This is a genomic window from Stackebrandtia soli, assembly GCF_965137155.1.
GTDB lineage: Bacteria > Actinomycetota > Actinomycetes > Mycobacteriales > Micromonosporaceae > Stackebrandtia > Stackebrandtia soli.
The window spans coordinates 38,031-48,490 of the sequence record NZ_CBCRZX010000034.1; the positions used below are offsets into that span (position 1 = coordinate 38,031).

At 68.9% G+C, this 10,460-nt stretch carries 11 protein-coding genes; 4 read left to right on the forward strand and 7 right to left on the reverse strand.

Going from position 1 to position 10,460, the window contains the following annotated elements:
* Positions 1-64 precede the first annotated feature (64 nt).
* Complete coding sequence (locus ACM9NP_RS17700; protein WP_415647829.1) at positions 65-1,132, reverse strand: hypothetical protein; 1,068 nt, start codon at positions 1,130-1,132, stop codon at positions 65-67.
* A gap of 240 nt (positions 1,133-1,372) precedes the next feature.
* Between ACM9NP_RS17700 and ACM9NP_RS17705 the strand changes: the two genes are divergently transcribed.
* Together ACM9NP_RS17705 and ACM9NP_RS17710 are read left to right on the forward strand one after the other, a co-directional pair.
* On the forward strand, positions 1,373-2,530 hold the full coding sequence (locus ACM9NP_RS17705) for a sensor histidine kinase (RefSeq protein ID WP_415647830.1): 1,158 nt from the start codon (positions 1,373-1,375) through the stop codon (positions 2,528-2,530).
* A complete protein-coding gene (locus ACM9NP_RS17710; protein WP_415647831.1) occupies positions 2,523-3,188 on the forward strand; it encodes a response regulator in 666 nt (221 codons plus the stop codon). Before ACM9NP_RS17705 ends, ACM9NP_RS17710 begins: the two co-directional genes overlap by 8 nt.
* A gap of 117 nt (positions 3,189-3,305) precedes the next feature.
* Here ACM9NP_RS17710 and ACM9NP_RS17715 read toward each other — a convergent pair whose 3' ends face one another.
* Positions 3,306-3,857, reverse strand: coding sequence for a TIGR03086 family metal-binding protein (locus tag ACM9NP_RS17715; RefSeq protein ID WP_415647832.1), 552 nt, complete (start codon positions 3,855-3,857; stop codon positions 3,306-3,308).
* A gap of 87 nt (positions 3,858-3,944) precedes the next feature.
* On the opposite strand from ACM9NP_RS17715, the gene ACM9NP_RS17720 reads away from it, so the two are divergent.
* Both ACM9NP_RS17720 and ACM9NP_RS17725 read left to right on the forward strand, forming a co-directional pair.
* Positions 3,945-4,754: a TetR/AcrR family transcriptional regulator gene (locus ACM9NP_RS17720; RefSeq protein ID WP_415647833.1), complete on the forward strand. Its 810-nt coding sequence runs from the start codon at positions 3,945-3,947 to the stop codon at positions 4,752-4,754.
* Entirely contained in the window at positions 4,751-6,037 is a 1,287-nt protein-coding gene (locus tag ACM9NP_RS17725; RefSeq protein WP_415647834.1) for a citrate synthase, read from the forward strand. The genes ACM9NP_RS17720 and ACM9NP_RS17725 overlap by 4 nt, the downstream gene beginning before the upstream one ends.
* Before the next feature lie 107 nt (positions 6,038-6,144).
* Here ACM9NP_RS17725 and ACM9NP_RS17730 read toward each other — a convergent pair whose 3' ends face one another.
* The 5 genes from ACM9NP_RS17730 to ACM9NP_RS17750 form a co-directional block, all read right to left on the reverse strand.
* Positions 6,145-6,708: a regulatory protein RecX gene (locus tag ACM9NP_RS17730; protein ID WP_415647841.1), complete on the reverse strand. Its 564-nt coding sequence runs from the start codon at positions 6,706-6,708 to the stop codon at positions 6,145-6,147.
* A complete protein-coding gene (gene recA / locus ACM9NP_RS17735; protein WP_415647842.1) occupies positions 6,705-7,754 on the reverse strand; it encodes a recombinase RecA in 1,050 nt (349 codons plus the stop codon). Before recA ends, ACM9NP_RS17730 begins: the two co-directional genes overlap by 4 nt.
* Before the next feature lie 165 nt (positions 7,755-7,919).
* Positions 7,920-8,123 carry a DUF3046 domain-containing protein gene (locus ACM9NP_RS17740; RefSeq protein ID WP_415647835.1) on the reverse strand — a complete coding sequence of 68 codons (204 nt, stop codon included), beginning with the start codon at positions 8,121-8,123 and terminating at the stop codon, positions 7,920-7,922.
* Complete coding sequence (locus tag ACM9NP_RS17745) at positions 8,120-9,385, reverse strand: MFS transporter (RefSeq protein ID WP_415647836.1); 1,266 nt, start codon at positions 9,383-9,385, stop codon at positions 8,120-8,122. Before ACM9NP_RS17745 ends, ACM9NP_RS17740 begins: the two co-directional genes overlap by 4 nt.
* 100 nt (positions 9,386-9,485) lie before the next feature.
* A partial coding sequence (locus ACM9NP_RS17750; RefSeq protein WP_415647837.1) for an aminotransferase class I/II-fold pyridoxal phosphate-dependent enzyme occupies positions 9,486-10,424 on the reverse strand: 939 nt, incomplete at its 5' end.
* Positions 10,425-10,460: the final 36 nt, after the last annotated feature.

Here is a 10,460-nt window from a genome sequence, read left to right on the forward strand (position 1 = left end):
GGCCCCGAGCTCCGGTGGGGTTCGGGGATCCCCTTCCGTCGCGAGCGGGTCCCCGAACACGTTCTCAGGCGGCGGTCGGTGTTCCGCGCCCGCAGATCACGCACGGGCCGCGGCGGCGCTGGTGGTAGGCGAGCGCGGCGACGGCGAGGCCCGCACCCCAGAGCGGCCACAGCGTCTCCGGCATGTTCGTCACCCAGGTTCCCTCGACGCCCATCGTGAACGCCATCCGGATGTACATCGTCCCGGCCGCCGTCACCAGGACCGCGACGGCCAGCGCGGGGATGACCGCGAGCATCGGCGGGACGCGCCTTCCGCGCAACCCGATCATCCAGCGAGGGAAGACCTCGCCCCAGCGCTGGATCAAGCCGAGCGTCAGGATCGCGCCGCCCAGACCCAGCGTCGCCAGGGCCGCGCCCGCGAGCCACAGTCCGTTCTCCTGCCCCTCGGCGTACCACTGTGGATCGATTCCGAGGCTGAAGCCGAGCGCCCAGAGCCAGCGCGTCGTGCAGTAGATCAGCGGCACCGTGATCGCGACGATGACGGCGGGCCGTCCCCACCTGACGAGGCCGCGGCCGTCGTCGCCATCGCTCCGCCCGCAGTCGCCGCACGCGTCCCGCACGCGCCGTCGGTAGGCGACCGCCGTCATGGCGAACGCGACCGCGGCGATGAGACAGGACGCCAGGTTCAGGATCGGCCAGCCGACCAGGGCCTCCAGACCGACACCCTCCGGCCAACCGAAGAAAATCTTCCCGATGGCGAAGATGGGCAGGTACGCCACGAGCGTCAAGGGCCGGTAGTCCTGAATCACGATGCCGAGCACGACGACCATCGTCCACGCGGACGACAGCAGAAGGACACTACCGCCACCGGTGCCCTTTCCCGCCGCCATCAGTGCCGCGACCACCGCCGCGAACAGTCCGACGCCCGCGATGATCGGACCGGCGATCTCGGGGGTGGCGAGGCCGAGAACGTTCGCGTGGATCGCGTTCGCGCCTTCCCGTGCCATTTGCGGGTCACCGGAGCCGAACGGAAAGCCGCCTCCACCGAAAGTCCAATAGAGCCCGAGGAGCGCGTAGCTCAGGGACCAGATCGCCGTCGCGTAGCCGATCCACCGGGGCCAGTTTTTTCTCATGCCTCCAGCGTCGGCCGATTCCGCCGCGGCGGCGATATGCCGTCGGAGGGGTTTCTCCCCCGCGGGACGTCGCGTCGTATGCCGTTCGGCATATCGCCGCCGGTTCGACCTCCGCGTGGCGGGAGGCCGAGCGGGCGGGAGAACCCCTGCGCGGCAGCGGTTTCCGGCGAGACGTCGGTGGTGTTTCGACGCCGCCCCGGCCGATCCGTCGACGTGTGGACGCTCTCTAAGCTCGTGATCATGTGGAACTGGCGGCCCTGGTCGGGTGTGGTGGGCGCGCTCGCGCTCGCCGCCGGGCTGTGGCTGGTCCCCGCGTCGCCGCTGGACGTCACGGCGCCCGCGACCGCCTGCGCGGCGGCCGTGATCCTGTGGACGATCTGGCCCCGGGGCCACGGCGCCTTTCCCTGGGTGTCGTCGGGCGTCGGCCTGGTGTCGATCGCGGTCACCGTGATCAGCGTGTCGACGCGCGTCGACTCGCCGCCCGAACCCGAGTTCAACGCTTCGCTGTGGGTGCTCCTCGAACCGGTCGTCCTGGTGGTGTTCGTCTATCTGCCGGTGCGCTGGTCCCCGCCGGGTCGGGCCGGGTTCGGGGCCGGGGTGGCGGGCGTGGCCGTCGCGTTGTCGGTGCAGCGGTACATGCCCTGGGATGACCACTGGTGGGAGTATGTCGCCGGGAGCGCGCTGTGGCTGGTGCCGTCGCTCACCGTCGGCTTCGTCGCCTGGTATCTGAGAGGCCTTGAGACGCAACGGCACCGGGCGGTCGCCGACGCCCGGCAGGCGCAGCGAATGGATCTGGCGAGCGATCTGCACGACTTCGTGGCGCACGACGTCAGCGAGATCGTCGCCCAGGCACAGGCGAGCCGGATGGTGTTGGCCGTTGGCAATCCGGGGTTGGATCGGGCCCTGGAGCGGATCGAGCGGGCCGGGCTCCGCGCCCTGGAGTCGATGGACCGGACCGTCCACATGCTGCGGGACTCCGGTTCGGCGCGCGGACCGATCGGTGGCATCGCGGACCTCGCGACGCTCGTCGAGCGGTTCGGTGCGAGCGGCTCCACCAGGGCGAGGCTCATGATGGGCGAGTCTCCCGCCGTACCACGGGAACCGGGCGCGGTCGTCTATCGTGTCGTCGCCGAGGCGTTGACGAACGTTCGCCGCCACGCGACGCAAGCCGCCTCCGTCGATGTCACCGTCGAGGTGACCGCCTCGGCCGTACGAGTCACCGTGGACGACGACGGGCTCGCCGGGGCGCGAACGTCCTCCCGGGACCGTGGCGGACTCGGCATCCCAGGTCTCACCGAGCGCGTGGAGTCTCTCGGCGGCAGTCTGTCGGCGGGGCCGAGGTCACCGCGCGGCTGGCGGTTGTCCGCGTTCATCCCCTTGTCCGCCAACGATGATTGAGGTGCCCGTGCCGATACGAGTGTTGATCGCCGACGACCAGGAGGGCATCCGTGGCGCGTTCCGCATGGTGTTGGACGCCCAACCGGACATGAGTGTCGTGGGCGAGGCCGCCGACGGACTCAGCGCGCTGTCGCAGGCCCGGCATCTGCGCCCCGACGTGGTGCTGGCCGACATTCGCATGCCCGGGCTCGACGGGTTGGAGCTGACGAGGCGCCTTGCCGGTCCCGAGGTCGCCGATCCGATGCGCGTCATCGTGGTGACGACCTTCGACCTCGACGAATACGTCCACAGTGCTCTACGAGACGGCGCCTGCGGTTACCTGTTGAAGCGATCGGGTCCGACGCTGCTGATCGAGGCGATCCGGGCCGCCGTGGCCGGGGATACCCTGATCAGCCCGCAGATCACGGTTCGCCTGTTGCGCAAGATGATCCCGGCGACGCCGCTCACGACGCCCACGACCGAGCCGCTGAGCGAGCGTGAGCTGGAGGTCGTCCGCCTGGTCGCCACCGGTCGGACCAACGCCGAGATCGCGACCGAGCTGTTCATCAGCCCCGGCACGGTCAAGAATCACCTGGCGAACATCCAACGCAAGCTCGCCGTGGCCAATCGTGTCGGCGTCGCCGCGTGGGCTTGGGCGACGGGTCTGGTGAAACCGTGACGGTCCGGTCATCGACGTCCTGATCGGTGAAGCGGCGTAGGACTCGTTCGACGCGACCCGCTCGGGGCACACGCGGCGGCGGCCGGGATCGACGTCCCGGCCGCCGTCCAGCTTTGCTCAGGCCGACCAGGCGGGCGACCGACCGGAGGTCGCCAGGAGCCGGTCGAGTTCGCCTGCGTCGTCCGGCACCGGAACGATCGCGGCGAAGGGTCGTCCGGGGCCGCGCGCTTCGTCGGGAATGAGGGCGACGACGGCCAGTGCGGCGTTGACGAGCTCGGGGTCGATGACGGCGGCGTTGCCCGTGGATCGGGCGATGTCCCAGGTGTGGACGAGGGTGTCGGCGAAGCCGAAGGAGATCCGAACCCAACCGGGACGGGTGGACCCGCCGAAGGTGCTGAGGGAGTCGAGGACCGCGTCGTCGGCGACGGAGGAGAGCGCGCTGGCCGCGGCCTCCCGGTAACGCTCCCGAGGATCTGTTGTGGACGATTCGACGTCGGCGCCGGTGAACGCGGTCGTGAAGCCGTCGGCGACCTCGATGATGTGACCGAGCAGATCCGCCACCGTCCAGCCCTCGCACGGTGTCGAGAGGGCCAGCTGGTCGTCGGTGAGGCTCGCCACGAGGTCGAGGAGGTTTCGCTGCGCGCGGGCGTAGTGGTCGCGGTGATCCATCCGAACTCCTTATATAAACGAACGATCGTTCATAATCTTAGACACAAGCCGACCTCGCCGCCTCGCCGGTCCGGCACACTGGTGACCATGACCAGCTCAGCGGCACCCGGCGACAAACGACTCGAACGCGGCAACGCCAAACGGCAGGCGATCCTCCAGCGAGCCGTCGATCTGGCCTCCGTGGAAGGCCTCGAAACCCTCTCCATCGGGCGCCTCGCCACCGAGCTCGGCATCAGCAAGAGCGGCGCCATACTCCACTTCGGAACCAAACAGGAGTTGCAGCTGGCCACCATCGCCGCCGCGCGGGAGCGGTTCGCCGGTCACGTCGTCGAGCCGGCGCAGAGTTCGCCGCCGGGGCTCGCACGCCTCTGGGCGCTCACGCTCAACTGGATCGCCTACGTCGAGAATCGCGTGTTTCCGGGCGGGTGCTTCTTCAGCACCGTCGCCGCCGAATTCCACTCCCGACCCGGACCCGTCCGAGACGCCATCGCCGCGACGCACGCCGACTGGGTCCTGCTGCTCCACCACCACATCGCGCGCGCGATCGTCGACGGCCAGATCGACGCCGACACGGACCCGAACCAGATCGTCTACGAACTCGACGCGGTCACCCGGCACGCGCACGTCATGCACCGACTGCACGAGGACCCCGAGGCCTGCGACCGGTCCCGCGTCGCCGCCCGCGCCATCCTCGATCGGGCCGCCACGGCCGAGACCGGCGAACTCCTCGCACTGCCGTTACCGGAACGCACCCGAAGCGTCACGACGACGGACGCCCACATCACACGGATCGGCACACACGCCGACCCAGACAGTCACGTCGTTATATCTTTACGAGGCGCGAAACCACCGCGCGGCCCGAACCCACCCACCACCGACCTGGAGCAGGCAACATGACGGACGAAGCCACACTCGAATACGGTGACAAGCCGCTGTCCCTGCCGGTTCGCCCCTCCGTCGAAGGCCCCGGCGGCCTCGACATCTCGGCGCTGCTCAAGACAACCGGGACCGTCACCCTCGACACCGGCTTCACGAACACCGCCTCCTGCGAATCCGCCATCACCTACATCGACGGCGATGCCGGCATCCTCCGCTACCGCGGCTACCCCATCGAACAGCTCGCCGAACGCTCCACCTTCCTCGAGGTCTCCTACCTCCTCATCTACGGCGAACTGCCCACCGCCGAGCAGCTCGGCGAGTTCACCAACAAGCTCGGCATGCACACGATGGTGCACGAGGAGATGCGGCGTTTCTTCGACGGATTCCCGCGCGACGCGCACCCGATGGCGGTGCTCTCCTCCGGCGTCAGCGCACTGTCCACCTTCTACCAGGACAGTCTGGACCCGTTCGACCCCGAACACGTCGAGGCGTCAACGATCCGGCTCATGGCGAAGGTCCCGACGATCGCGTCCTACGCCTACAAGAAGTCGATCGGGCAGCCGTTCCTCTACCCCGACAACTCGCTCAACTACGTCGAGAACTTCCTGCGCATGACCTTCGGCGTCCCCGCCACGCCCTACGACATCGATCCCGAGATCGCCAAGGCGCTCGACATGCTCTTCATCCTGCACGCCGACCACGAGCAGAACTGCTCCACGTCGACCGTCCGCATGGTCGGTTCGAGCAACGCGAACCTCTTCGCGTCCGTCTCCGCCGGAGTCAACGCGCTGTTCGGCCCCCTCCATGGTGGAGCGAACTCGGCCGTCCTCGAGATGCTCTCGGACATCGAGGCCGGTGGCGGCGACGTCAAGTCGTTCGTGAACAAGGTGAAGAACAAAGAGGACGGCGTCCGGCTCATGGGCTTCGGCCACCGGGTGTACAAAAACTACGACCCCCGCGCGGCCATCGTCAAGAAGGCGGCCCAGGACGTCATGAACCGCATGTCCGGCCCGGACCGACTGCTCGACCTGGCGATGGAGCTCGAGGAGATCGCGCTGGCCGACGACTACTTCGTCTCCCGGAAGCTGTACCCGAACGTCGACTTCTACACGGGGCTCATCTACAAGGCGATGGGCTTCCCCACGCCGATGTTCACCGTCCTGTTCGCCCTCGGTCGGCTCCCCGGTTGGATCGCGCAGTGGCGCGAGATGATCAGCGACCCGTCCACGAAGATCGGTCGTCCCCGCCAGATCTACACCGGCGCCGCCGAACGCGACTTCGTCGCCCTCGAACAGCGCTGAACGACTTTCGTGGGGAGCCCGCCGTGCCTCGGCCGGGCTCCCTCGTCATGTGTCCTCAATGATGGACCGCCGCCCCCGGCGTCCTTGAGCGTCGACGCTTCGCCGACTCACTCCGAGGACTCGTCCCCCAGAGCGTCCACATCGATCAATTCCGCGGCCTCGGCCGTCTCGGCGTGCTCGGCCAACAGCTCCTTGACCACGCCGATCGCGATGCCGGGGCCATAACCCTTACGCGCCAAGGCTCCCACCAGCCGCCGGAACACGGCCTCCGGCGGCGCCGAGCCCATCGAACGCAGACGCTTCTCCGCCAACGCCCGCGCCGCCGCGCGCTCGGAGTCGTCGTCGATGTCGTCCAGCGCCTCCGCGACGTGCTCGGAGTCGACGCCCTTTCGGCGCAGCTCGGCGCCGAGCGCCCGGCGGGACAGTTTCTTGACGCGGTGTCGACTGCTGGCCCAGGCCCGCGCGAACGCCGCGTCGTCGATCAGACCGACCTCGCGATAGCGGTCGAGGACCTCGCCGATCGTCTCGTCGTCGATGCCGCGCTTCGTCAGCGCCTCGGCCAGTTCGACATAGGTGCGCGGTCGGAAGGCGAGCAGACGCAGACAGATCTGCCGGGCCTGCTCGCCGGGGTCGCGCGGCTCCTCGTTCTTCACTGGGCCGATGGGACTCAGAAGTCGACCGCCGCCGGGTCCGCCTCGGGTTCGGCCTCGGCCGCCGCAGCGCCCGAACCGACACCGAGCTTTTCGAGGATCTTCTTCTCGATCTCGTTGGCGAGGTCGGGGTTTTCCTTCAGGTAGGTGCGGACCTTCTCCTTGCCCTGACCGAGCTGGTCCCCGTCGTAGGTGTACCAGGCGCCCGACTTGCGGACGATGCCCTGATCCACGCCGACGTCGATGAGCGAGCCTTCCTTGCTGATGCCCTGCCCGTAGATGATGTCGAACTCGGCCTGCCGGAACGGCGAACCGACCTTGTTCTTCACGACCTTCACACGTGTGCGGTTACCGACGGCGTCACCCGCGTCCTTCAACGTCTCGATCCGACGGATGTCCAAGCGCACCGACGCGTAGAACTTCAGCGCCTTACCACCCGAGGTCGTCTCGGGGCTGCCGAACATGACGCCGACCTTCTCGCGAAGCTGGTTGATGAAGATCGCGGTGGTGCCGGAGTTGTTCAGACCACCGGTGATCTTACGGAGCGCCTGGCTCATGAGACGGGCCTGGAGACCGACGTGGCTGTCTCCCATCTCGCCCTCGATCTCGGCGCGCGGAACGAGCGCGGCGACGGAGTCGATGACGATCAGGTCGACCGCCCCGGAGCGGATCAACATGTCCATGATCTCCAAGGCCTGCTCACCGGTGTCGGGCTGCGACACCAGGAGCGCGTCGGTGTCGACGCCGAGGTCCTTGGCGTAGATGGGGTCCAAGGCGTGCTCGGCGTCGATGATGGCGGCGATGCCGCCTTCGGACTGGACGCTCGCGATGGCGTGCAGGGCGACGGTCGTCTTACCGGAGGATTCGGGGCCGTAGACCTCGATGATGCGGCCGCGCGGGAGACCACCGATGCCCAGGGCGACGTCCAGGGCGATCGAGCCGGTGGGGATGGCGCGAATGTCGACTTTGGGGCGTTCCCCGAGCCGCATGACGGAGCCCTTGCCGAACTGCTTGTCGATCTGGGCTAGCGCCAGTTCAAGCGCCTTGCTCTTGTCTGGTGCGGCCATGCCCGCCCCTCCCGTTGTGGTTGCTTTTTTGCTGGTGCTCTTAGCCATGCCGGTTACGGTAGACCGCCGGTGTGACATCGTCGCGGCGGCGTTTGCGGTGCTGTTCTTCGAACTGTCGACCCGGCGTCCGAGGCCACCATACTAAAACTAACGTTCGAATCGCCGTCAGCGGCGGATGCGGGACGGGACACGATCGTCGTATGCCTGACACACGGCGACCCAGACCGATTTGACGTTGTCGCCGTCGGCGATCGCCTGGTTGACGGTGCGCCCGCGGAGTTGCGGAAGTACCTGGTCGTCGGCGACGCTGCGGGCGTAGGCCGCCCCGAACGTCTCTTCCATGTGCTCCCAGAACTGCGTCAGTCTCATGTGGCCTCTTTCGGCGCGGAACGGTGTCGTAGTAGTTGAACGGTAGCGGGGATGATCGCGACGGCCGCGATGACGGTGAGGGTGGGGTAGTCGGCGATGTCGATGATGAAACCGGAGGCGGCACCGGCCGCGGCACCGGCGAGACCCATCGTGAGGTCGGAGAGCCCTTGGACGGCGGGACGGTCGGCCGGGGTGGTGGCGTTGGTGAGCATTGCCGACCCGGCGACCATCGTGCACGACCAGCCGAGACCGAGCAGGAGGAGGCCCGCGGCGAGCTGCGTGTGGTTGGAACCGGAGGTGCCAGCCGTGGCGCAGGCGGCGAGGAGGAGCGCCACACCGGTGAAGATGACGGGCCGGGGCCCGAATCGGTCGGTGGCGTACCCCGCGACCGGTGAGAGCGCGTACATCCCGGCGATGTGAAGGCTCAGGATGACGCCGACGATGGTGGTGACGGTGTCCGGGTCGGGTGTGCCGTGCTTGATGTGGATGGGCGTCATCGCCATCACCGCGACCATGACGAGGTGCCCGAGAGCGACGGCGGTGATGCCGGTTCGAGCGTCCGGGTTGGCGCGGGCGACGGCGAGTCCGGCGCGGATGCCCGGTTTGACCGGGGCCTGTTCCTCGACGACCGGGCCACGGGCGAGCAGGAGCGGGTCGGGGCGGAGGAACACCCACAGGATGACGGCGGCGGCGGCGAATCCGATGGCGCTGGCGATGAAGGGCCCGGCGTATCGAGGCGTGTCGAACAGGTTCCCGGCGAGGGTGTCCGCGAACGGGGCGAGGCTCGGTCCGGCGACCGCGCCGATGGTGGTCGCCCAGACCACGATGGCCAGTTGTCGGCCTCGGCGTTCGGGGCGGGCCAGGTCGGCGGCGGCGTAACGGGCCTGGAGGTTGGCGGCGGTGCCACCACCGAGCAGGAACATCCCCGCGAAGGCGAGCGGCGGGTTGCGCAACCACAGGGCGGTGACGATGGCGACGGCCCCAGCGACACCGCAGCCGTAGGCGAGCGCCAGTCCGCCACGTCGACCGTACCGGGTGGTGACGGCGATGATCGGGATCGCGAGGAGGGCGCCGCCGACGACGGCGCTGCTCTGGCCGAGTCCGGCTAGGGCGGTGGTGCCGGTCAGGTCCTCGAGCAGGAGCGCGCCGACCGCGATGCCGATGGCGACACCGACGCCGCCGAGGATCTGGGTCCCGAAGAGGAGCCGCACGGTGCGGGTCTGTACACGGTCATGGGTGGCACGGGTGTCGGTGATATCCATTGTGTCTTTTCTGGGGTGAGTGGGGGTGCGGGTCGAGTGTCCGGGTGGACGCGGCACGCGTGGGGGACGGTGACGTCGGTTGTGGGATGGGACTCGCGGTTCAGGACCGTGGCGGCTGCCCGGCCGCGACGGCGACGGCGTCGGCGAGACGATCGACGTGGTCGAGAGGCAGCGCGCCGATGCTGAGGCGGACGGCGGGGGGCGTGCCGATGCGGTAATGGTGGCCGGGGTTGGCGGCGTAGCCGTGGTCGCGGAGGGTGGTGATGGCGTGGATCTCGTCGACGACCGGAACCCAGACGTTGAGGCCCATGCGTCCGGTCGCGGGAACGTCCCGCTGTTGGAGCGCGGAGAGGAGCGCGTCGCCGCGGGCGCGGTAGGACGCCGAGGCGCGACGGAGGGTGGGCGCGGTGGAGCCGTCCTCCCAGAGTCCGAGCACGATGTGCTGTAGCACTGTGGACACCCAGCCGGTGCCGATGCGCATCCGGCCGACGACGCGTGCGACCGTGTGGTCGCTGCCGCAGGCGGTGGCCAGCCGCAGGTCGGGTCCGTACGGTTTCGACGTCGACCGCAGGAACAACCAGTTGTCGGCGGCGTCGGCGATCGGGTGCAGGGGTTCGTCGGCGAGTTCCGCCCAATGATCGTCCTCGATGACGAGGGGTGTCGCGCCGACGAGGACGCGGCGGAGTTCGACGGCGCGGTCGGCGGAGATCGAGGCGCCGGTGGGGTTCTGCGCGCGACTGGTGACGATCACCGCGCCGACTCCGGCGTTGAGCGCCGACCGGAGCCCGTCGACGGTGGGTCCGTGCTCGTCGACGGGGATCGGGTGGGCGTGCATGCCGAGCGCCGCGAGGAGGTCCTTGAGGTTCGCCCAGCACGGGTCCTCGACGGCGACGGTGTCGCCGGGTCCGAGGTGAGAGGTGAGCGCGCGTTCGATGCCGTCGAGGGCGCCGCCGGTGATCATGACGGAGCCGCCGAGTCCGTCGGCGTGGAAACGCTCGCGGGCGAGATCGAGCAGCGCGGGGCAGGCACCGGCGTCCCGNTATCCGGAGGGGGTGGTGGGGACGCGGGTGAGGGC

Excerpts from the sequence above, each read along its gene's own strand:
- ACM9NP_RS17700 (WP_415647829.1), bottom strand. The coding sequence starts at position 1,132 with ATGAGAAAAAACTGGCCCCGGTGGATCGGCTACGCGACGGCGATCTGG.
- ACM9NP_RS17705 (WP_415647830.1), top strand. The coding sequence starts at position 1,373 with ATGTGGAACTGGCGGCCCTGGTCGGGTGTGGTGGGCGCGCTCGCGCTC.
- ACM9NP_RS17710 (WP_415647831.1), top strand. The coding sequence starts at position 2,523 with ATGATTGAGGTGCCCGTGCCGATACGAGTGTTGATCGCCGACGACCAG.
- ACM9NP_RS17715 (WP_415647832.1), bottom strand. The coding sequence starts at position 3,857 with ATGGATCACCGCGACCACTACGCCCGCGCGCAGCGAAACCTCCTCGAC.
- ACM9NP_RS17720 (WP_415647833.1), top strand. The coding sequence starts at position 3,945 with ATGACCAGCTCAGCGGCACCCGGCGACAAACGACTCGAACGCGGCAAC.
- ACM9NP_RS17725 (WP_415647834.1), top strand. The coding sequence starts at position 4,751 with ATGACGGACGAAGCCACACTCGAATACGGTGACAAGCCGCTGTCCCTG.
- recA (WP_415647842.1), bottom strand. The coding sequence starts at position 7,754 with ATGGCCGCACCAGACAAGAGCAAGGCGCTTGAACTGGCGCTAGCCCAG.
- ACM9NP_RS17740 (WP_415647835.1), bottom strand. The coding sequence starts at position 8,123 with ATGAGACTGACGCAGTTCTGGGAGCACATGGAAGAGACGTTCGGGGCG.
- ACM9NP_RS17745 (WP_415647836.1), bottom strand. The coding sequence starts at position 9,385 with ATGGATATCACCGACACCCGTGCCACCCATGACCGTGTACAGACCCGC.